A 19,761-nucleotide genomic window follows, 5' to 3' on the forward strand; every position below is an offset into this window, starting at 1 on the left:
GGGCGTTCCTTGGCTATTTGCGCCAAGCTATCGTCAACTGCTTTCGTCGAGGCGGCCATCGGCATCCCGGCCACCGGATTGCCGGCCACCGGACTTCCATGACCAGTCGCGCAGGCGCAGGTCGTAAAGGTCCTGGCGGCGATCCTTGAGGTTGGTCACCGAGCCTTCGCTGCGCACCACCTTGAGCCGGGTCAGATCGAGATCCGAGAACATCACCATCTCGGTGTTGGGGGTGGTCTCGGAGAGCACCGCATCGTGGGGGAAGGCGAAGTCCGACGGCGAGAACACCGACGACTGGGCGTACTGGATGTCGAGATTCTCGATCGATGGCACGTTGCCGACGCTGCCGCACAGCACCACGTAGCATTCGTTCTCGATGGCGCGCGCCTGGGAGCAGTGACGCACCCGCAGGTAGCTGTTCTTGGTGTCGGTCCAGAACGGCACGAACAGGATGTCCATGTCCTGATCGGCGAGCAGCCGCGGCAGTTCGGGGAACTCCACGTCGTAGCAGATCAGGATGCCCACGCGGCCGGCGTCGGTATCGAACACGCGCAGTTCGTCGCCGCCTTCCACCACCCAGTCGCGGCGCTCCTGCGGGGTGATGTGCAGCTTGGCCTGGCGATCGATCTCGCCGTCGCGGTGGCACAGGTAGGAGACGTTGTAGAGCTTGCCGTCGTCGCCGATCTCGACCATCGAGCCGGCGATGATATTGATGTTGAACGACACCGCCATGCGCGAGATCTCGCTCTTGAAGCGCTCGGTGAAGCCGGCCAGGAAACGGATCGCCTCGATCTGGTTGGACTGGTCGGTGAGCCCCATCAGCGGCGTGTTGAACAGTTCCGGCAGTACCGCGAAGTCGCTCTGGTAGTCGGCCACCGCGTCGACGAAGTACTCGACCTGCTGGAGCACCGATTCAACCGAGGCGAACTCGCGCATCTGCCACTGCACGGCGCCGACGCGCACCTGGGTCTTGCGCGTCTCGAGCACCCGCTCGGCGGGCTCGAAGAGGATGTTGTTCCACTCCAGCAACGTCGCGTAGCCCTGGGACTTCTCGTCTTCGGGCAGGTACTTGCGCAACAGCCGCTTGACCTGGAAATCGTTGGCCAACTGGAACGACAGGATCGGGTCGTGGATCTCCTTGCGGGCGACCTTCTCCAGGTACTCGGTGGGCGACATCTCGGCGGCGTACTGGTGATAGTTGGGGATCCGCCCCCCGGCGAGAATCGAGCGCAGGTTGATCGAGCGACACAGCTCCTTGCGCGCCTCGTAGAGGCGCCGGCCCAGGCGGTGGCCGCGGTAGGCCGGGTCGATCAGCACGTCGAGGCCGTACAGCGCATCGCCGTTGGGATCGTTGAGAATCACCTCGCGATGGCCGATCAGGTCGTCGTACTTGTGCGGATTGGAGAATTCGTCGTAGTCGACCAGCGCGGTCAGCGCCACGCCGACGATGCGGCCGTCGTCCTCGATGAGGATCTGACCATCGGGAAACTCGCCGATCAGCTTGTCGATGGTGTGTTTCGGCCAGGCCCCGCCGATATCGTCATAGACGGCATCCATCAGCGTCTTCAACTGGGGATAGTCGTCGGGGGCCAGGTTGCGCAGGTTAAGGTGAAGATCGTCGAGGGACATTAGGGCCTGTTGTTTCTGAGCGAAAAATGAATGTCCCATTCTAGCATGGCGTCGGGCCTTCCCCTCTCGGAGAAGATTGTCACGACCCTGTCACCCGACGATCACGCAGCGGTAACGGACCGACCATAAACATGATGAAAAGGAGACGACAGCGGCTACGCTTGGAAAACAGGGATGACAACCTTCGACGCTCACGTTCGGCCCACGCCGCCTTCGCCTGCCCGGGAACGTCATGTCCGATAACAACAAGCGCATTTGCCTGGAACACGTCAGCAAAAAGTGGGGAGACACCCCCGCCGTCGACGGCATCAGCTTCGATGTCGCGCCGGGGGAGTTCGTCATATTGCTCGGCCCGTCAGGCTGCGGAAAGTCAACCACGTTGCGCATGATCGCCGGCCTCGAGCAGGCCTCGGGCGGGCGCATCCATATCGGTGAAAGGGACGTCACCTCGCTGCCGCCCGGCGATCGCGGGTTGAGCATGGTCTTCCAGAATTATGCCCTGTTTCCCCATCTCAACGTGGCCGAGAACATCGTCTTCGGCCTGCGCAGCCGTAAGGTGGCGGGTCCCGAGCGCCGCGAGCGACTCGCCAGCGTCGCCAAGCTGGTTGACCTCGAAGCCTACCTCGACCGCAAGCCGGCGCAGCTCTCGGGCGGGCAGCGCCAGCGCGTGGCATTGGCCCGAGCCATCATTTCCGAACATCAGATCTGCCTGATGGATGAGCCGCTGTCCAACCTCGATGCGCGTCTGCGTGGCGAAATGCGACGTGAGATCAAGGCCCTGCAGCGTCGGCTGGGCATGACGGTGATCTATGTCACCCACGATCAGGTCGAGGCCATGAGCATGGGCGACCGGGTGATCCTGATGCAGGGTGGACGCATCGTTCAGGACGGCACGCCGAGCGAGCTCTACCGACGGCCGGCCACTGCTTTTGCCGCGAGCTTCATCGGTAGCCCGGCCATGAACTTGCTGCCGCTGGCTGCGGCCTCGGACGGCGCGGTGATCGAAGGCGAACCACGCTGCGCCGTGGCGAGCCACGAGGCAGTGGGAAGACAACTTGGTGTGCGCCCGGAAGATATCCATATTGCCGCTTGGGATGCTCCGGGGGTGCCGGCCGAATGGCAGGATACCGAGTACCTTGGGGCCGATAGCATCGTACGCCTCAAAGTCGGCGAGCATGCGCTGCGCGCCCGGCTGGATGGCCCGGCCCCCGAGAAACCGCCGGGCCAATGCCGCCTGCAGTGGCCGGCCGAGGCGGCTCACTTCTTCGACGGGGACGGCGGGCAACGGCTCGTCCTCCGTGGGCATGACGTTTCCGCGACCGTGGGTCGCGTCTACCGGGAAAGCGAGGCGCAAACCCCGCCCCCTCAAACTGGGACCCAGCGTCCGGGAGTGAACCGATGAACGCGCGTACTTCCAAATTGAGCATGCTTGGCGGCCTGGCCCTTGGTGGCTTGATGACGGCCGGTCCGAGCCAGGCGCAGGAGCCGACCTCGCTGACCATGTACTACCCGGTCGCCGTCGGCGGTGCCTTGACCGAGGTGATCGACGGCCTGGTGGCCGATTTCGAAAAAGAACATCTCGATATCGACGTTGAAGCCATCTACGCCGGCAACTACGACGATACCCGCGTGCGGGCGATGTCGGCCATCGAGGCGGGAGATACCCCTCAGCTATCCGTTTTGTTCTCCATCGATATCTATGAACTGCTCGAGCAGGACGCGATCGTGGCCTTCGACGATATCGTCGAGAGTGACGCCGAGCGTGAATGGCTGGATAGCTTCTATCCGGGCCTGATGGAGAACGGACGTGTCGACGGCAAGACCTACGGCATTCCCTTCCAACGCTCGACGATCGTCCTTTACTGGAACAAGGACGCGTTCGAGGCCGCCGGACTCGATCCCGAACAGCCCCCGCAAACCTGGGAAGAGATGGCCGAAATGGGCGCCGCGATTCGCGAGGCCAGCGGCGGTGACCAGTGGGGCGTGATGGTTCCCTCGACCGGTTATCCCTACTGGATGTTCCAGGCCTTCGCTTTTCAGAACGGTCACAAACTCATGAGCGATGATGGCACCGAAGTCTATTTCGATGCCCCCGCCGCCATCGAAGCACTGGAATACTGGGTATCGCTGGCCGACGAGCACGACGCCATGCCCGACGGCATCATCGAGTGGGGCACGCTGCGCCAGAATTTCATCGAGCAGTCCACCGCCATGATTTGGCACAGCACCGGTAACCTCACCGCGGTGAAGGATGAGGCCGGTTTCGACTTCGGCGTGGCGATGCTGCCGATGAAGACCCAGCGGGGGAGCCCGACCGGAGGCGGTAACTTCTACGTCTTCAAGGACACCAGCAAGCAGGAGCAGCGCGCGGCGATGACCTTCATTCGCTGGATGACGGCTCCCGAGCGCGCGGCGGCATGGTCGATGGAGACCGGCTACATGGGTGTGAGCCCCGCAGCATACGAGACCGAGGCGCTGCAGCAGTATGTCGAGGAGTTCCCTGCGGCGGCGGTGGCCCGCGACCAGCTCGAGCACAGTACGGCCGAACTGGCGACCTATCAGGGTGGACGCGTACGGCGGGCGCTGGATAACGCCGTGCAGGCCGCGCTCACCGGCCAGATGAGCCCCGAGGAGGCGCTCAAGCAGGCCCAGGCGGAGGCGGATGCAGCGCTGCGCCGCTACGCCCGCTGAAGCTGCGGCCGGCTGACTGACAGGTGCACATGGCCTCGCCGGGTACAGGTCAGGTGAGGAGGCTCTTTGATCTGTCCCCGGCTTGGCTACGGCAAGAGGTACGCCGATCATGAACGACAATCGTCGGATGCAGATATATGGCGCACTGCTGCTGCTTCCCGCGGCGGTATTGCTGGCCACGTTCGCCTACCTGCCGACCGTCTCGACGGTCATCAGCAGCCTGTTCCTGCCCGGTTTTGGTGGTGCCCCCACCGAATTCGTGGGCCTGGAGAACTACACGCTCTTGTTCGAGGATGCCACGTTCCGAAAAGTGGCACGCAACAACCTGATCTATGCGCTGGGCACCGTTCCCACTTCGATGGCCCTGGCGCTGGGCATGGCGCTGTTCGTCAACGGTCGGCTGCCGGGGCGTAGCTTCGTGCGCATGGCCTACTTCACACCCACCGTGTTACCGATGATCGCCGCCGCGAATATCTGGATGTTCTTTTATGCCCCCCAAATCGGCCTGTTCAATACGATTCTCGGCACGTTCGGCATCCCCGGCGTCAACTGGCTGGGCGATCCCGGCGTAGCCCTGTATTCCGTCATCGCCATGGCGGTATGGAAAGAGGCCGGCTTCTTCATGATCTTCTACCTGGCGGCCCTACAAAGCATTCCGCCCGAGCTCAAGGAGGCTGCCGATCTGGAGGGCGCCAGCCGCTGGCGTTTCTTTCGTCGCGTGACGTTCCCGCTGCTGATGCCGACCACGCTGTTCGTATTGATCAATGCGCTGATCAATGCCGTGCGTGTAATCGATCACCTATTCATTCTTACCAAGGGCGGGCCCAACAACGCTACCAACTTGCTGCTCTATTACGTCTACGAAAACGCCTTCTCTTTCTTCGACCGTACCTACGCCGCGACCATCACCGTGGTGATTCTAGTGGTGCTGGCAGGGGTGGCCACGGTCAAATTCGTCGTGCTCGATCGTCGGATCCATTACCAATGAGTACTCCGGCACTCTCGCCAATCAAGCGACAGCGCATCCATGTGCCGGGGCTCGAAACGGTGGCGGCGTGGCTGCTGGGAATCATATGGGTATCCCCTTTGCTCTATGCGTTGTGGGCCGCCTTTCATCCCACCGAGTTCATGGTGCGCTTCGATCTTCTGTCGCCGCTGACCTGGGATAACTTCGCCGATGCTTGGGCCCAGGCGCCGTTCGCGCGTTACTACCTCAATACGTTCATGCTCGTGACGGGTATCGTCATCGCCCAGTTCGTGGTGTGCACCCTGGCCGGTTTCGCCTTTGCCCGCTTTCCGATCCCGGGCAAGAACGTGTTGTTCATGCTGGTGCTGATCCAGCTCTTCGTCTTCCCCGAAGTACTCATCGTCGAGAACTATCGCATCGCCAGTTCGCTGGGACTCGTCGACACGATTACCGGCATCGGGCTGCCCTATGTAGCCAGTGCTCTGGGGATATTCCTGCTGCGGCAGACCTTCAAGACGATTCCCCGGGAGCTGGAAGACGCCGCCAGGGTGGAGGGCTGCGGTTGGATGGCGGTGTTGCTCAAGGTCTATGTGCCACTGGCCAAGCCCACTTATCTCGCCTATGGGCTGGTGTCGATCAGCCACCATTGGAACAATTTCCTGTGGCCGCTGGTGGTCACCAACTCGGTGGAAAGTCGTCCGCTGACCGTAGGGCTCGGCATCTTTTCCGCGCCGGAAACCGGCGTCAACTGGGCCACCGTCAGCGCTGCCACGCTGCTCAGTATCGCCCCGTTGCTGGTGGCCTTCCTGTTATTCCAGCGTCAGTTCGTGCAGTCGTTTCTCAGGGCGGGGATTCGTTGAACCGGTACTGCCTGAAATGGGCAGGTCTGAGCGTGCTTGTTGGCGCTGAACAGACGATAGCCGTCGCGGAATCCACGGCACGAGCGTGACTGCCTCGCCCCATGGTGGGCTGGGGCGAGGCGATGGCTTCAGTGGGGTTCCAGGAAGGTCAGGGCATGGCCGTGGGACAGCGCGGCGGCCCGGCGGACTGAGCCGCCGGACCGGCTATCTAGTCGCTGGTTATTTACGCACAACTCATTTACGCACGACGCGATAGATGATCAGCAGCACGATAGCACCGAGCACCGCGATTATGAAGCTACCGATGTTGAAGCCGGAGACGTCACCGAAGCCCAGTGCGGTCCCTATCCAGCCGCCGACGACGGCGCCGAGGACGCCGATGATGATAGTGACAATGAAGCCACCCGGATCTTTACCCGGCATGATCAGCTTGGCAATAGCACCGGCGATCAGACCGAAGATGATCCACGCAATAATTCCCATCGCTTCTATCCCTAGTTGATTCATGGTCTGGGCATGCCTTCCTGACATGCCCTCTGGAAGCTAGTCGTGGATGGCGGAAACGACAAGCGCCGAATTGACTGCACCCTCTCCGCGAAAGGGACGTCGGCGCTTCCAACAACCCCTAGGGCCGCATCGACCAGGACGAGTGATGCTAGTTGGCAACGAATCAGCAAGAGGACATCGCACGATTTCTGACAGTTGCCTCGCCCCGTGTAGTGATGCCGGGGCGAGGCGATGGCTTCAGGCGTTTTCCAGGAAGGTCAGCGCATGACCGTGGGACAGCGCGGCGGCATGGCGATGGTAGGCGCCGCGTGCCCAGCAATTGAAGCCGTGATCGGCGTCGTCGTAGACGTGGATCTCGATGTCGTCGCGCCGGGCGAAGGTGCCGCGTACCTGGCCGATGTGGTCGTCGGTGATATGGCCGTCGTTGCCGGCGAAGTGGAACTGCGTCGGCACCTTGAGCGCGTCGGCCTTGTCGAGATGCTTGGCGATGCCGCCGGGGTAGAAGCACACCGCCTTGTCGACGCCGGATTCGATGCCGGCCAGGTAGGCGAGAATGCCGCCCATGCAGTAGCCCAACGACGCCACCTCGCCCTCGCACTCGGGGCGCTGGCGCAGTGTCTGGGTGGTGCTGGCCAGGTCCTTGACGGCGACCGTGAAGTCGATCTCGCCCACCAGTTCGCGGGCCTTGTCCATATCGTCGCCTTCGTAGGTCAGCTCGACGCCCGGTTCCTGGCGCCAGAAAACATCGGGGGCGAGCACCACGTAGCCGTCCAGCGCGTACTGTTCGGCGACGCTGCGGATATGCCGGTTGACGCCAAAAATCTCCTGGATCAACACGATACCGGGACCCTTGCCGGCCGGCGGCAGGGCCAGGTAACCCTTGAAGGTCTGGCCGTCGTGGCTGGCGATATCGATCCACTGGGTGGTAACGGGTGATTGCGACATGGGTCCTCCGTGATGGTGTCGTTCGTGGTACGCCGGCCTGGCAGGCAAAGTCGCAGCGACGCTGACGTTTGCCGGCTAATCGTAGGCCTTGCGAAACGTTCGGACGATCGCCCGTTCCGCGGGTGCAATGCCGGGAGGAGTGCATGGCTCGTTCAGCCGTTGCTGGCGGCGTTGCGCAACAGCGTCTGGGTTGGCGTCTGGGCCATGATCACTCCGCACAGCGTCAGTGCGCCGTGTGGAAGGCATTCAGAAGAAACGTACCACTCGCTCAGCGCAACTGGCTGTCCTTGCTGCCGCGACGATTGTAGCCGCTGAACGCCGCTTGGCGCTTGTCGCGCTCGCCCTGGCAGGCGATGCACAGGCGCACCCCGGGCACCGCTTCGCGGCGCGCCTGGGGAATCGGCGCGTCGCACTCCTCGCAGTGGGTCAGGCTCTCGCCGCGCGGCAACTGGCTGCGCGAGCGCTGCACGGCATCCTCGACCGTGCTGTCGATCTGGTCCTGCACGGCGCCATCTCTCGACCATCCGCCGGCCATGTCGTCTCCTCGGCTCCGGTGAGCCACCAATTGATCGGGCTGATTCAATCAGTATAGGAATCCGGTCGGGGCCGACGCCAGCGCGTCGTGCCGCGGCACTCAGCCGATGGCCGCGACACCGGCCTTGGCGACCTGCGCGTCCTGGTCGGGCTTGACGCCGGAAACGCCGACACTGGCGATCACCTGGCCGTCGACGATCACCGGAACGCCGCCGGTAAGCAGCGCCTGCAGCGGCGCGGTGACGAAGGCGGTGCGACCGTTATTGATCATCTCCTCGAAGACCTGGGTCTCCTTGCGTCCGATGGCGGCGTTGCGGGCCTTTTCGCCGGCGACGCCGGCCGAGAAGGGCGCGGCGCCGTCGAGCCGGCGCAGACCGAGCAGGTGGCCGCCGTCATCGGCGACGGCGACGGTCACCGCCCAACTGTTGGCCTCGGCTTCCTGCTGCGCGGCATCGAGGATGGCGTTGACGTCGCTCTGGGTGAGTACGGCCTTGGTTTGCATGACATCTCCTTGGTTAGTATTTGGCTACGGGCTACGGGCTACGGGCTACGGGCTACGGGCTACGGGCTACGGGCTACGGGCTACGGGCTACGGGCTACGAGCCACGAGCAAAGGGCTACGAGCTGTTCGCTACTCGCGGCCCGTTGCTCGTTGCTGGTTTTAATGCCTCATCGACGATCTCGATCCAGTGTCGGACCGGGGTACGGCCAGCCCCATTAAGGTGCGTCTGACACCCAATGTTGGCGGTCACGATCAGCTCCGGCTCGCCGGCTTCGAGCGCGTCGAGCTTGTCGTCGCGCAATCGGGTGGCGAGTTCGGGCTGGGTCACCGAATAGGTGCCCGCCGAGCCGCAGCACAGGTGGGCGTCGCGCACCGGGGTCAGCGCAAAGCCGAGCCGGGTGAGCACGCCTTCCACCAGGCCATTGAGCCGCTGGGCGTGCTGCAGGGTGCAGGGGCAGTGAAAGGCCAGCCGCCGCTCGCCGTTTATCGCCAGCGGCGCGAGATCCTCGTCGCGCAGGATCTCGCCGAGATCCCTGGCCAGTTCGCTGACCCGCATGGCCTTTTCGGCATAGTCGGGGTCGTCGGCGAGCATTTCGCCGTACTCCTTGACGAACGCGCCGCAGCCGCTGGCGGTCTGGACGATTGCCTCTATCCCCGCATCGCCGGCTTTGTCGATGTGCGGCCACCAGGCGTCGATGTTGGCGCGCATGCGCGCCCGTCCGGCCTGCTGGGCGTTGAGATGATAGTCGATGGCGCCGCAGCAGCCGGCCTGGGGCGCCGGGGTCAGGCCGATGCCGAGGCGGTCCAGAACCCGCGCGGTGGCGGCATTGGTGTTGGGTGACAGCCCGGGCTGGACGCAGCCTTCGAGAATCAGCATCTGGCGCTGATGAACCTCGGGCGCGGGCCTGATCCCGGGATCGGTCGGCCTGGCCGGCAGCTTGTCGCGCAGCGTGCCGGGCACCAAGGGACGAAAGGTCTGGCCGAGTGCCAGCAGCGCCTTGAAGCGCTGTGGCTCGACCAGTGCCTGGCGCAGACCGAAGCGCAACGCGCGCTCCTTGGGCGTGCGGCCCACCCGGCGCTCGATTTCGGCGCGCCCGATGTCGAGCAGTTTATGGTACTCGACCCCCGACGGGCAGGTCGTCTCGCAGTTGCGGCAGGTCAGGCAGCGATCCAGGTGCAGTTGGGTCTCGCGGGTCACCTGGTCGTCATCGTCGCGGCTTTCCAGCAACTCCTTCATCAGATAGATACGCCCGCGCGGACCGTCACGCTCGTCGCCGAGCAGTTGGTAGGTGGGGCAGGTGGCGTTGCAGAAGCCGCAGTGTACGCAGGTGCGCAGCACGCGATCGGCCTCGCGCAGATGCGGCTTTTGTAGGTCGGCGTCGGTGAAGTGGGTCTGCATGTCAGAGGGCCTCGTAGAGCCGGCCGGGATTGAAGATGCCGTACGGGTCGAGCCGCTGCTTGAGGCGCTGGTGATACTTGGCCAGCACCGGCGTCAGCGCGGTGAAAGGCTCGTCGGGATTCGCGCCGTGCTGCGCCCGGAAGCAGCTGGCGTGGCCTCCGGCGCGGGCCGCGGCTCCGCGGATGCTCGCGACGGGGGCGTCGCTCTTCAGCCAGCGCTGGGCGCCGGCCCAGTCGTAGAGCACGTCGCCGTCGAGGGCCAGCGGCGGCGTATTGTTGGGTAACGACAGGCGCCACAGGGGGCGCGGATCGTCGCTGGTGAACAGTGCCAGGCGCTGCTCGCGAAGCGCTGTCCAGTAGTCATCCTCGAGAGCATCGCCGCCGAGTTGCCCGGCGGTCTGCGCGACCGAACCGGCGCCGCCCTCCAGGCGCAGGTTGAGCGCGCCGTCATGGTAACTCGCGGCACTCAGCGGCCACGGCTTGCGCCCCCACTCGGCGAGGCGCTCGAGCGCGGTCTCGAGGGGCATCGCCAGGCGCAGGCTGCGCGTGGCGGCGGGCCTGGGCAACACCTTGAACGACACTTCGGTGAGCACGCCCAGGCAGCCCTGGGCGCCGACCATCAGCCGCGACAGGTCGTAGCCGGCGACGTTCTTCATCACCTCGCCGCCAAAACGCAGTTGCGTGCCGTCGTGGCCGATCATGCGGATGCCGAGCACGAAATCGCGCACCGCACCGGCCCAGGGGCGACGCGGCCCCGACAGTCCCGCGGCGACCATGCCGCCGACCGTGGCGGCCGCGCCGAAATGCGGCGGCTCGCAGGCCAACTGCTGGCCCTCGGCGTCGAGCGCCGCCTCGAGTGTGGCCAGGCGGGTTCCGGCACGCACCGAGACGACCAGCTCGACCGGATCGTAGTGGACGATGCCGTGATGCTCGGTGGTCGAAAGCGCTTCGCCGCCGCCTGAAATATCCACCCGGCGACCATAGAAAGCCTTGGTGTCCCCGCCGACGATGCGCAGCGGCGTTCTGTTCGCATGCGCCCGGCGGATGCGCTCGGCGAGCGCCTCGCTGGCGTCATGGCCCGCCGCCTGGTCCGGTTCGGCGTGGGTCGGGTAGCGATCCTGCTCATGGCGATCCGGGTCACGACGACGTGGATCGGGTCGGTTCGCATCGTATGGATCGTGGCTCATCGTCGCTCCTCAGAAACGCGGCAGATCGGGGTGCGGCAATTCCCCGTTGTGCACGTGCATGGCGCCGAATTCGGCACAGCGGGCCAGTGTCGGCACGTTCTTGCCGGGATTGAGCAGGCGCGACTCGTCGAAGGCGGCCTTGACGGCGTGGAAGACGCTCAGTTCGTCGGCCCGGAACTGGCTGCACATCTGATTGATCTTCTCGCGACCCACGCCGTGCTCGCCGGTGATGCTGCCGCCGACCTCGACGCACAGCTCGAGGATCTTGCCGCCGACGGTCTCGGCAAGCTCCAGCTCGCCGGGTTTGTTGGCATCGAACAGGATCAGCGGGTGCATGTTGCCATCGCCGGCGTGGAAGACGTTGGCCACCGCCAGCCCATACTGTGCCGAAAGCTCGGCGATGCCCTTGAGCACCCGCGGCAGCTCGCGGCGCGGGATGGTGCCGTCCATGCAGTAGTAGTCCGGCGACATGCGCCCGACCGCCGGGAAGGCGGCCTTGCGGCCGGCCCAGAAGCGTGCGCGCTCGGCGTCGTCGCGGGCCTGGTCGATGGCCGTCGCACCGGCCGCCTCGAGCACGCCGCGCACCGCCTGACAGTCGTCGTCGACGTCGGCCTCGACGCCGTCGAGCTCGCAGAGCAGGATCGCCTCGGCCTCGACCGGATAGCCGGCCTTGACGAAGTCCTCGGCGGCGCGGATGGCGAGCTTGTCCATCATCTCCAGGCCACCGGGGACGATTCCCGCGGCGATGATGTCGCCGACCGCCTTGCCGGCCTTGCCGACGTCGTCGAAGCTGGCCATCAGCACCTTGGCGCTCTGTGGCTTGGGCAACAGCTTGACGGTGATCTCGGTGATCACCCCGAGCATGCCCTCGGAGCCGTTGAACAGCGCCAGCAGGTCGAAGCCGGGTGCGTCGAAGGCATCCGAGCCCAGCGTCATGCGCTCGCCCTCGATGGTGATCACCTCGACGCGCAGCACGTTGTGCACGGTCAGCCCGTACTTGAGGCAGTGTACGCCGCCGGCATTCTCGGCGACGTTACCGCCGATCGAGCAGGCGATCTGCGACGAGGGATCGGGTGCGTAATAGAGCCCATGAGGCGCGGCGGCCTCGGAGATCGCCAGGTTGCGCACGCCGGGCTGGACGCGGGCGGTGCGTGCCTGGGGGTCGACGCCGAGAATCCGCGCGAAGCGCGACATTACCAGCAGCACGCCTTTTTCGAGCGGCAGTGCGCCGCCCGACAGGCCGGTACCGGCACCCCGGGTGACCACCGGCACGTCGAGCGCATGACAGCGCCGCATCAATGTCTCGACTTGCTCGAGGGTGTGCGGCATGGCCACCAGCATCGGCAGCACGCGATACACCGAGAGGCCGTCGCACTCGAACGGACGCAGGTCCTCCTCGCGATGCAGCAGGGTCATCTCGGGGAGCGCTTGCTGCAGGTCGGCGAGCACGCTGGCCTTGTCGAGCGTGGCCAGGGCCCCGTCGAGCCGCTCGTCGTAGAGAATGTTCATGGCGTGCTCCCGTTGTCCGGGCGCGGTCCCGAGTTGGGCCGCCGCCGCACGAGTGGTCCGGTTGGTCCTTCGATCTGGCCTTTTAATTTGGTCTTTCAGGACGGCGCTGTCCAGCCATTGGTTCGCTGGTCAGACCAGCCATTGGTCGTATTTATGAAATGGTTTTCCAGGTCTTCAATGAAGCCATGTGCTGGGCCGATTCGCCCACATAAAACCGCATGAAGGACGCCATGCGAGCGTCCGGGGAGAGCCAGCATGGTTGCGCATTCCACGATGCCGAGCGGTACCCGAATGCCGGATGCGGTGGCCGCCAAACTCGAGCAGCTGGTGCTAGACGGGGTCATCCGCCCCGGTCAGCTGCTGCCTTCGGAGCGTCGTCTGTGCGACAAGCTGGGGGTATCGCGGGCCTCGTTGCGCGAAGGGCTGCGAGTGTTGCGCGGCAAGGGCATCATCGAGACCCGCCAGGGCCGTGGCTCGGTGGTCGCACGGCTGATTCCGCGTCGCGACGACAGTCCGTTGATGCATCTGTTCCGCGATCATCCGCGCACGCTCTACGACCTGCTCGAGGTGCGGGCCCTGCTCGAGGGCGAGTCGGCACGGCTGGCGGCGATGCGCGGCACTCCTGCCGATCGCGTGGTCATCGGGCATCGCTACGAGGCCATGGCGAACTATGTGAGCCAGTCCGACGAGATCGATGTCGAACGCCTGGCGCGCTACGATCACGGCTTCCATCTGGCGATCTGCGAGGCCTCGCACAATCCGGTGCTGGTCTACACCTTGCAGAGCCTGACCGACCTGCTGCTGAGCTCGGTATTCGCCTCGGTCAAGAATCTCTATCACCGCCCGGCATCGCGCGAGCGGATCAACCGCCAGCACGAGCGGCTGTATCGCGCGGTGATCGACCAGGACGCCGAGGGCGCCCAGCGAGCGGCCCTGGAACATCTCGAGAGTATCGGCGACAGCCTGCGCGAGATCGAGGCCGAGAATGAGCGGCTAGTGCGAGCGGCGATGCGTCTGGAAGCATGGCAGTGAGCGTGCCTTCTCAGCCCACCGGTGTCGCGCTCCCATCCACCCCCTGACTCATCAGCGTGTCGCGCCCGGCGCGCTTGGCCTGATAGAGCAACTGGTCGGCACGTCGCAATAGCGCGTCGGACGAACCGTCGTCGGGCCGCAGCGCCGCCACACCCAGGCTGACGGTGTAATGGATGGTGCTGGCGCCATCGACGACCCGATGGGCGCGGTGGGCTTCGTTCAGCCGTTGGGCGATCTCGCAGGCCTCGTCGAGCGGAGTGTCTGGCAGCAGCAAGGCGAACTCCTCGCCGCCATAACGACCGAAATAGTCCGTCGCGCGTAGCAGCGGTCGAGTGACGGCGGCGATGTCGATCAATACCTGATCGCCGGCCAGGTGGCCGAAGTGATCGTTAATCAGCTTGAAGTGATCGACATCGAAGATGATCAGGCTCAACGCGCGGCCCCCGGCATGCGCGCGGGCGATCTCGTGCTGGTAATTCTCGTCGAATAGGCGCCGGTTCAGGGCGCCGGTGAGCCCGTCGCGTTCGGCATGGTGGCGTAGCGCCTGCTCGGCATGCTGGCGCCGCCCCACCTCGGTAACTAGCCGGCGGTTAGTGGCGTACAGATAGCCGGCGATTCCGGCGATCCCCAACAGTACGCTCAACCCGGGGAGCGACCAGGCCCAGAGATTGGCGAGCTGAGGCCGAGGCGGCAAAGCCGCCTGCAGGAAACGGTCGAGTTCGTAGTGTCCGATCAGACCCAATTCGCTATAGGTATCGGCGATCTGCTGCCAACGTTGACGGTTGGTGTAGCCGATCTCGATCAGTTCGGGCTGCATGAGTCCGCGGATACGCTCGGCCTCGGCGAGCAGGAAGGCCTTGTCGTAGCCGGGGCCGCGAGTGCCGTAATCGCGCAGGATCAGCTCGGCGATTTCCTGGGGGTGATCGAGGGCGTAGCGCCAGCCCTGGAGGGAAGCGCGGCGAAACGCGGCGGCGGTCTCGGGCGCTTCGTCGAGTAGCTGCTGGCTGGTGAAGAGCAGTTGGCCGTAGAAGTCGATGCCGTAGTCGGTGGGTTTGATTTCCACCGGTCGGGCGCCGGCCTGGCGCACGAAGTAAGGGGTGTCGGTGACATACGCGGGGATCAGTTGGGTCGTGCCGTCGAGTAGGTCCGCAAGTTGCCAACTGGGCGCGGAATTGTCGAGCGCGCGATAGTCGACCCCGGCGCGCTCGAGCGCGGCCAGCGTCTCGGCGCTGACCCGGGTACCGCTTCCCAGGCTGGGCAGGGTCAACGATACCGGCCGGTCGCCGATCGCTTCGAGCCGGTTGAAACCGTAGCGTTTCAGGGTCAGGAAGATCAGTGGCGAGCGCTGCATGATGCTGGCCAGCAACGCGACCGGCAGGCCGTGGCTATGGTGGATCAGCAGGTCGGCGCGCGACGTGCCGAAGTCGGCGCGCCCGAACACGACTTCTTCCACGGGATCGGGAGCGTGGCCCTGGGCGTCGTAGCCGCCGCTGCGAATCTCGACCTCGAGCCCGGCGTCACGGTAATAGCCCTGATCGACGGCGGCGTAGTAGCCGGCGAACTGGAACTGGTGGTGCCACAGCAACTGCAGTGAAACGCGCTTGAGCGACTCGGGTTCGCGCACCGGGCCTGCATGGGCGCGCGCATCGTCCGGCCCGCTCAGCAAGCCTGCGAATAGCGCTACGATTCCCGCCAGAAGGCGCCAGGGCATCCGCTGCGTCCGTCGGTTATAACCCTCGCTGGGCGAGGGTGGGGCGCGACAACGGCGCCCCGTTGATTATCGGCGGTCGCTCTGCTGCGTCTATAAGGCGTCCGCTCGGTTTGCGTCTAGTATCCGGCCGCTAGCCGCCAGGATGAAACGCCTTCGATTCAACGCAGCGCATCGATGCCGTTACCAGCGACTGTCGCTGTCGGTTTGGTGGCATCTTGGGCATGATGGTAGCGTCTGCAAACAACGCTTCTGACGCCGAGGACGCTATGCCACGTGTACTGTATGACCTGTGCGGTATCGACGAGAATCTGCGCTTTTCTCCCTACTGCTGGCGCGTCAAGTACGCGCTGGCCCACAAGGGGCTGGATTACGAGGCCCGGCCTTGGTACTTCACCGATAAGCAGGCGATCGCCTTCTCCGAGCAGGGTAAGGTGCCGGTGCTGGTCGACGGCGAGACCACGGCGACCGACAGCTACGAGATCTTCCGCTATCTCGACCGCACCTACCCCGACAAGCCGTTGCTGGGCAGCGGCGAGGCCGAGTCGCGGGCGCGCTTCTTCAAGTTCTATGCCGAACGCAGCCTGGCCCCGGGGATGATGAAGACCATCATCATGGATCTGTACAACGCCATCGATCCGTGCGACCGCGAGTATTTCCGCGAGACCCGCGAGAAGGCATTCGGTCGCGCCCTCGAGGAGGTCCATGCCCCGAGCCGCGGTCTGAGCCAGCTCGACCAGGCGCTGGAGCCGCTGCGCGGCCGGCTCGGCGAAGCGGATTTCGTCGACGGCGAGGCGCCGGCGGCCGCCGACTACTTGCTGTTCGGCAGTTTCATGTGGGCGCGCTGCGTATCGACCGCCGATCTGGTGTCGAACGCCGACCCGGTCTACGCCTGGATGGAGCGCATGCTCGACCTGCATGACGGCCTGGGACGCAACACCAAGCGCATCGTCGATATCGAGGGCGCCTACGCCAACTGACGCCGGATCCCGGGCGAGCGGTGCGCCGCTCGCCGTCACAGCTTGCCGTCACAGAAAGTCATAGGACACAGGAGGTTCCATGATCGATCTGTATTATTGGACAACGCCCAACGGCCACAAGATCAGCATCTTTCTCGAGGAGGCGGGGCTCGAGTACGCCCTGCATCCGATCAATATCGGCAAGGGCGAACAGTTCAGCGCCGAGTTCCTGGAGATCGCGCCCAACAATCGGATCCCGGCGATCGTCGACCGGCATCCGGCCGATGGCGGCCAGCCGCTGTCGCTGTTCGAGTCGGGGGCGATTCTCGAATACCTGGCCGACAAGAGCGGCAAGTTCCTCGCCCCAAGCGGTCGCGAGCGCTATGTGACGCTGCAGTGGCTGTACTGGCAGATGGGCGGCTTGGGGCCGATGGCCGGCCAGAACCATCATTTTCGCAACTACGCGCCGGAGAAGATCGATTACGCCATCGAGCGTTACCTCAATGAGACCGCGCGGCTCTACGGCGTGCTCGACAAGCGTCTGGAAGATCATGATTACGTGGCCGGCGACGACTATACCATCGCCGACATGGCGATCTGGCCGTGGATCAAGCCGTATGCCAAGCAGGGCCAGGAGATCGAGGACTTTCCCAATGTCCAGCGCTGGTTCGAGAAGATCGCTCGGCGTGACGGCATCAAGCGCGCCTATGCACGTGCCGAGGAAGTCAATCCGGAAGATGGAGTGACCATGGACGATGAGGCGCGCAAGCATCTGTTCGGCCAGAAATGACGCCATCCCCTCGCAACGCAAGAGCCCGGCTGAAGCCGGGCTTTTTCATGATGGTACGCCGGTCGAGCGTCAATCGTCGGCGATCAGCCGCTTACCGAGAGTGACGAACTCGCCCTGCGTGTAGCCGAGCCGGTCATACAGCTCGAGCAGTTCGGGGCGCTCGTGGCGCACCATCAGCATCAGTTTGGGACAGCCCCGGGCGATCAGCGCGCGCTCGACGGCGGCGATCATCCGCTTGCCGTGGCCGCGACCCTGATGCGCTGGCGCCACCGCCAGATAGTGCAGCCAGCCGCGATGGCCCTCGTAACCGGCCATTGCGCTGGCGATCAACTCGCCATCGAGGATGCCGACCAGGAACAGGCTGGGATCCTCGGCGAGCTTGCGGGCGATGTCGCGGCGCGGGTCGTTCCAGGGGCGCGATAGCTCGCAGGCCTGCCACAGCGCGATCACGGCATCCTCGTCGGCGTGTTGAAACGGGCGGATCTGCATCTCTTTCTCCTTCGGCGCTCGCCGCCATTCTGCCATGCGCGACGCCATCGCGGGGCGAAACGGCCCGGACATAAAAAAGCGCCGCCCGAGAGGCGGCGCTTTCTCGCTGTCAGTCTGATGACTGATCCTCAGCCGCTATTCTCCGGCAATGCATAGGCGATGACCGAGTCGCCCTTGGGCGTGTGCATGAAATGATGACCGGAGGTGCGAATCATCACGTATTCGTGGCCATCGGCCTTGTAGACGATGGGGTTGGCCTGGCCGCCGGCCGGCAGCGGTACGCTCCAGAGCGTCTTGCCGGTCTCGATATCGATGGCTCTAAACAGGTTGTCGGTCGCCGCGGCGATGAAGACCAAACCGCCGGCGGTGACCCCGGCGCCGCCGTTGTTGGGGGTGCCGATATTGATTGGTAGATGGGATTCGATCCCCCAGGGGCCATTGGCGCGTGCCGTTCCCAGCGGCCGATCCCACAGCGTCTTGCCGCTGGCGAGGTCGAAGGCGCGAATGCCGCCGTAGGGCGGCTGGGTGCAGAGCAGGCCGGTGTAGGGGTTGCGCCAGCCGGCGTTGACATCGACGCCGTAGGGAGCGCCGACCTGCGGCGCTCCGGCGCCCTCCACGGCAGTCACGCCCTGGTGCTTCTCCGCGCGGGTCTGCCAGCCGAGCTTCTTCACGGTCTCGCGCGACAGCAGCTGGTTGTACATGGCCATATTGTTGTAGTTGGCGATGAGTACGCCGCGCGTGGGGTCGACCGCCACGCTGCCCCAGTCGGAGCCGCCGTTATAGCTGGGGTACTGGATATACGGCTGGTCCGCCATCGGTGGCGTATAGGGGCCGTCGTAGCGGGCGCGCTGGAACTGGATGCGGCAATAGAGCTGATCGAAGGGGCTCATTCCCCAGGTATCGCGCGGTGTGAGCGGCGGGAAGCGCAGATCGGCGCGGCTGGGTCGGCGAGCGCTGCTCGGGCTCGACGCCGCCCTGGGGCACGGGGCGTTCTTCCACGCCACCGCCAAGCGGTTTACCCGTCTTGCGATCGAGCATATAGATCTCGGCCTGCTTGGTGGGCAGGATGAGTGCCGGCACCTCGCCGTGATCGGTGGGAAAGTCGATCAGCGTCGGCTGGGCGCCGAGATCGTAGTCCCATACGTCGTTGTGCGCCGACTGGAAATGCCAGACGGGCCGGCCGGTCTCCACGTCGAGCGCGACGACACCGCTGGAGTAGGTCTTTTCCGCCTCGTTGCGGTTGCTGCTCCAGTAATCGGGCAGGGCGTTCCCCATCGGCAGATAGACCATGCCCAGCTTGCTGTCGCCAATGGCCGTGGTCCACATGTTGGGAGAGCCGCGTGGGTAGATGGCGTCGCCGGTCAGGGGGCGGCTCTGCCTGGGTTTGGCCGGGTCCCAGGCCCACAGTAGCTCGCCGGTGACGACGTCGCAGCCCTTGATCACGCCGGAGGGTTCGTCGGTGCTCTGGCCGTCTAGCACCTCGTGTCCGGTCACGAGTACGTTGCGGACCACCACGGGGGCGGTGTCGATGGCGACGTAGCCTGGCGGGGTCGACCCCATGTGGCCGGTAATATCGACCTGGCCGTGCTGGCCGAAGCCGCTGCAAGGCTTGCCGGTTTGCGCGTCGACCTCGATCAGTCGCGCGTCCAGCGTGCCGACGATGATCCGGGCGCGGCAGCGCTGGTCGCTGACGGCGGCGGCCTGCTGATTGCTCTCCGAGCCACTCGGGGCCGGCTTCGAGTCGTTGCCCCGAGCATTGTCGCTGGCCTGTTCGTTGCCAGCCTGGTCGGTGGTCGCTGAAGATGAAGCCAGGCGATCCCGCGGCACTTGGTAATAGGTGACGCCGCGGCAGGCGGCGGTATAGGGAATCGCCTCGTCGGGTACTTGCGGATCGTAGCGCCAGTTTTCCTCGCCGGTGGCGGCATCCAGGGAGATCAGGATGTCGTGGCCGGTGCACACATAGAGATCGTCGCCGACCTTGAGCGGGGTATTTTCAATCCTTAGGCGGTTAATCAAGTGTTGTCATCATGCAGAGGGAACGCAAATACGTGACC

19 protein-coding genes are annotated in these 19,761 nt (G+C 64.9%); 7 read left to right on the forward strand and 12 right to left on the reverse strand.

What is annotated here, in order from left to right:
- Positions 1–33: 33 nt before the first annotated feature.
- Complete coding sequence (locus R6258_RS12950) at positions 34–1,629, reverse strand: bifunctional GNAT family N-acetyltransferase/carbon-nitrogen hydrolase family protein (protein ID WP_318450912.1); 1,596 nt, start codon at positions 1,627–1,629, stop codon at positions 34–36.
- Between the two features lie 232 nt (positions 1,630–1,861).
- Between R6258_RS12950 and R6258_RS12955 the strand changes: the two genes are divergently transcribed.
- The 4 genes from R6258_RS12955 to R6258_RS12970 all read left to right on the forward strand — a co-directional run bounded on the left by R6258_RS12955 (position 1,862) and on the right by R6258_RS12970 (position 6,147).
- Positions 1,862–3,031 carry an ABC transporter ATP-binding protein gene (locus R6258_RS12955; protein ID WP_318450914.1) on the forward strand — a complete coding sequence of 390 codons (1,170 nt, stop codon included), beginning with the start codon at positions 1,862–1,864 and terminating at the stop codon, positions 3,029–3,031.
- Between the two features lie 53 nt (positions 3,032–3,084).
- The gene (locus R6258_RS12960) at positions 3,085–4,320 is read left to right on the forward strand and encodes an ABC transporter substrate-binding protein (protein WP_412176380.1); all 1,236 of its coding nucleotides are present in this window, start codon (positions 3,085–3,087) and stop codon (positions 4,318–4,320) included.
- Between the two features lie 109 nt (positions 4,321–4,429).
- Entirely contained in the window at positions 4,430–5,308 is an 879-nt protein-coding gene (locus R6258_RS12965; RefSeq protein ID WP_318450918.1) for a sugar ABC transporter permease, read from the forward strand.
- The gene (locus tag R6258_RS12970; protein ID WP_318450920.1) at positions 5,305–6,147 is read left to right on the forward strand and encodes a carbohydrate ABC transporter permease; all 843 of its coding nucleotides are present in this window, start codon (positions 5,305–5,307) and stop codon (positions 6,145–6,147) included. Before R6258_RS12965 ends, R6258_RS12970 begins: the two co-directional genes overlap by 4 nt.
- Before the next feature lie 234 nt (positions 6,148–6,381).
- Here the strand turns inward: R6258_RS12970 and R6258_RS12975 are convergent, their stop codons facing one another.
- From R6258_RS12975 to glcD, 7 genes are all read right to left on the reverse strand, one after another.
- Positions 6,382–6,630: a GlsB/YeaQ/YmgE family stress response membrane protein gene (locus R6258_RS12975; protein WP_318451148.1), complete on the reverse strand. Its 249-nt coding sequence runs from the start codon at positions 6,628–6,630 to the stop codon at positions 6,382–6,384.
- A 261-nt stretch (positions 6,631–6,891) separates the two neighbouring features.
- Complete coding sequence (locus R6258_RS12980) at positions 6,892–7,599, reverse strand: dienelactone hydrolase family protein (RefSeq protein WP_318450924.1); 708 nt, start codon at positions 7,597–7,599, stop codon at positions 6,892–6,894.
- A gap of 268 nt (positions 7,600–7,867) precedes the next feature.
- Positions 7,868–8,134: a DksA/TraR family C4-type zinc finger protein gene (locus R6258_RS12985; protein ID WP_318450926.1), complete on the reverse strand. Its 267-nt coding sequence runs from the start codon at positions 8,132–8,134 to the stop codon at positions 7,868–7,870.
- A 99-nt stretch (positions 8,135–8,233) separates the two neighbouring features.
- On the reverse strand, positions 8,234–8,635 hold the full coding sequence (locus R6258_RS12990; RefSeq protein WP_318450928.1) for a heme-binding protein: 402 nt from the start codon (positions 8,633–8,635) through the stop codon (positions 8,234–8,236).
- Positions 8,636–8,750: 115 nt separating this feature from the next.
- Entirely contained in the window at positions 8,751–10,034 is a 1,284-nt protein-coding gene (gene glcF, locus R6258_RS12995; RefSeq protein WP_318450930.1) for a glycolate oxidase subunit GlcF, read from the reverse strand.
- A gap of 1 nt (position 10,035) precedes the next feature.
- Positions 10,036–11,220 carry a glycolate oxidase subunit GlcE gene (gene glcE, locus R6258_RS13000; RefSeq protein ID WP_318450932.1) on the reverse strand — a complete coding sequence of 395 codons (1,185 nt, stop codon included), beginning with the start codon at positions 11,218–11,220 and terminating at the stop codon, positions 10,036–10,038.
- A 9-nt stretch (positions 11,221–11,229) separates the two neighbouring features.
- Positions 11,230–12,729, reverse strand: a complete 1,500-nt coding sequence (glcD, locus tag R6258_RS13005; RefSeq protein WP_318450934.1) for a glycolate oxidase subunit GlcD — start codon at positions 12,727–12,729, stop codon at positions 11,230–11,232.
- Positions 12,730–12,984: 255 nt separating this feature from the next.
- Here glcD and glcC point away from each other — a divergent pair, with 255 nt between their 5' ends.
- Positions 12,985–13,761, forward strand: a complete 777-nt coding sequence (gene glcC / locus R6258_RS13010) for a transcriptional regulator GlcC (protein ID WP_318450936.1) — start codon at positions 12,985–12,987, stop codon at positions 13,759–13,761.
- A 10-nt stretch (positions 13,762–13,771) separates the two neighbouring features.
- Here the strand turns inward: glcC and R6258_RS13015 are convergent, their stop codons facing one another.
- Positions 13,772–15,472, reverse strand: coding sequence for a diguanylate cyclase (locus R6258_RS13015; RefSeq protein ID WP_318450938.1), 1,701 nt, complete (start codon positions 15,470–15,472; stop codon positions 13,772–13,774).
- Positions 15,473–15,738: 266 nt separating this feature from the next.
- Here R6258_RS13015 and R6258_RS13020 point away from each other — a divergent pair, with 266 nt between their 5' ends.
- Together R6258_RS13020 and R6258_RS13025 are read left to right on the forward strand one after the other, a co-directional pair.
- Positions 15,739–16,449: a glutathione S-transferase N-terminal domain-containing protein gene (locus tag R6258_RS13020; RefSeq protein ID WP_318450940.1), complete on the forward strand. Its 711-nt coding sequence runs from the start codon at positions 15,739–15,741 to the stop codon at positions 16,447–16,449.
- A gap of 79 nt (positions 16,450–16,528) precedes the next feature.
- The gene (locus R6258_RS13025) at positions 16,529–17,218 is read left to right on the forward strand and encodes a glutathione binding-like protein (RefSeq protein WP_318450942.1); all 690 of its coding nucleotides are present in this window, start codon (positions 16,529–16,531) and stop codon (positions 17,216–17,218) included.
- Positions 17,219–17,287: 69 nt separating this feature from the next.
- Here R6258_RS13025 and R6258_RS13030 read toward each other — a convergent pair whose 3' ends face one another.
- The 3 genes from R6258_RS13030 to R6258_RS13040 form a co-directional block, all read right to left on the reverse strand.
- Positions 17,288–17,707, reverse strand: a complete 420-nt coding sequence (locus tag R6258_RS13030; RefSeq protein ID WP_318450944.1) for a GNAT family acetyltransferase — start codon at positions 17,705–17,707, stop codon at positions 17,288–17,290.
- A 128-nt stretch (positions 17,708–17,835) separates the two neighbouring features.
- The gene (locus tag R6258_RS13035; protein WP_318450949.1) at positions 17,836–18,597 is read right to left on the reverse strand and encodes a PQQ-binding-like beta-propeller repeat protein; all 762 of its coding nucleotides are present in this window, start codon (positions 18,595–18,597) and stop codon (positions 17,836–17,838) included.
- Entirely contained in the window at positions 18,485–19,723 is a 1,239-nt protein-coding gene (locus R6258_RS13040) for a PQQ-binding-like beta-propeller repeat protein (RefSeq protein WP_318450951.1), read from the reverse strand. Before R6258_RS13040 ends, R6258_RS13035 begins: the two co-directional genes overlap by 113 nt.
- Positions 19,724–19,761: the final 38 nt, after the last annotated feature.

This window comes from Halomonas sp. HP20-15 (genome assembly GCF_033446685.1).
Taxonomy (GTDB): domain Bacteria; phylum Pseudomonadota; class Gammaproteobacteria; order Pseudomonadales; family Halomonadaceae; genus Modicisalibacter.

What these genes read in the sequence shown, in the direction of transcription:
- R6258_RS12950 (WP_318450912.1), bottom strand. Translation starts at nt 1,629, where the DNA reads ATGTCCCTCGACGATCTTCACCTTAACCTGCGCAACCTGGCCCCCGAC.
- R6258_RS12955 (WP_318450914.1), top strand. Translation starts at nt 1,862, where the DNA reads ATGTCCGATAACAACAAGCGCATTTGCCTGGAACACGTCAGCAAAAAG.
- R6258_RS12960 (WP_412176380.1), top strand. Translation starts at nt 3,085, where the DNA reads ATGACGGCCGGTCCGAGCCAGGCGCAGGAGCCGACCTCGCTGACCATG.
- R6258_RS12965 (WP_318450918.1), top strand. Translation starts at nt 4,430, where the DNA reads ATGAACGACAATCGTCGGATGCAGATATATGGCGCACTGCTGCTGCTT.
- R6258_RS12970 (WP_318450920.1), top strand. Translation starts at nt 5,305, where the DNA reads ATGAGTACTCCGGCACTCTCGCCAATCAAGCGACAGCGCATCCATGTG.
- R6258_RS12975 (WP_318451148.1), bottom strand. Translation starts at nt 6,630, where the DNA reads ATGGGAATTATTGCGTGGATCATCTTCGGTCTGATCGCCGGTGCTATT.
- R6258_RS12980 (WP_318450924.1), bottom strand. Translation starts at nt 7,599, where the DNA reads ATGTCGCAATCACCCGTTACCACCCAGTGGATCGATATCGCCAGCCAC.
- R6258_RS12985 (WP_318450926.1), bottom strand. Translation starts at nt 8,134, where the DNA reads ATGGCCGGCGGATGGTCGAGAGATGGCGCCGTGCAGGACCAGATCGAC.
- R6258_RS12990 (WP_318450928.1), bottom strand. Translation starts at nt 8,635, where the DNA reads ATGCAAACCAAGGCCGTACTCACCCAGAGCGACGTCAACGCCATCCTC.
- glcF (WP_318450930.1), bottom strand. Translation starts at nt 10,034, where the DNA reads ATGCAGACCCACTTCACCGACGCCGACCTACAAAAGCCGCATCTGCGC.
- glcE (WP_318450932.1), bottom strand. Translation starts at nt 11,220, where the DNA reads ATGAGCCACGATCCATACGATGCGAACCGACCCGATCCACGTCGTCGT.
- glcD (WP_318450934.1), bottom strand. Translation starts at nt 12,729, where the DNA reads ATGAACATTCTCTACGACGAGCGGCTCGACGGGGCCCTGGCCACGCTC.
- glcC (WP_318450936.1), top strand. Translation starts at nt 12,985, where the DNA reads ATGGTTGCGCATTCCACGATGCCGAGCGGTACCCGAATGCCGGATGCG.
- R6258_RS13015 (WP_318450938.1), bottom strand. Translation starts at nt 15,472, where the DNA reads ATGCCCTGGCGCCTTCTGGCGGGAATCGTAGCGCTATTCGCAGGCTTG.
- R6258_RS13020 (WP_318450940.1), top strand. Translation starts at nt 15,739, where the DNA reads ATGCCACGTGTACTGTATGACCTGTGCGGTATCGACGAGAATCTGCGC.
- R6258_RS13025 (WP_318450942.1), top strand. Translation starts at nt 16,529, where the DNA reads ATGATCGATCTGTATTATTGGACAACGCCCAACGGCCACAAGATCAGC.
- R6258_RS13030 (WP_318450944.1), bottom strand. Translation starts at nt 17,707, where the DNA reads ATGCAGATCCGCCCGTTTCAACACGCCGACGAGGATGCCGTGATCGCG.
- R6258_RS13035 (WP_318450949.1), bottom strand. Translation starts at nt 18,597, where the DNA reads ATGAGCCCCTTCGATCAGCTCTATTGCCGCATCCAGTTCCAGCGCGCC.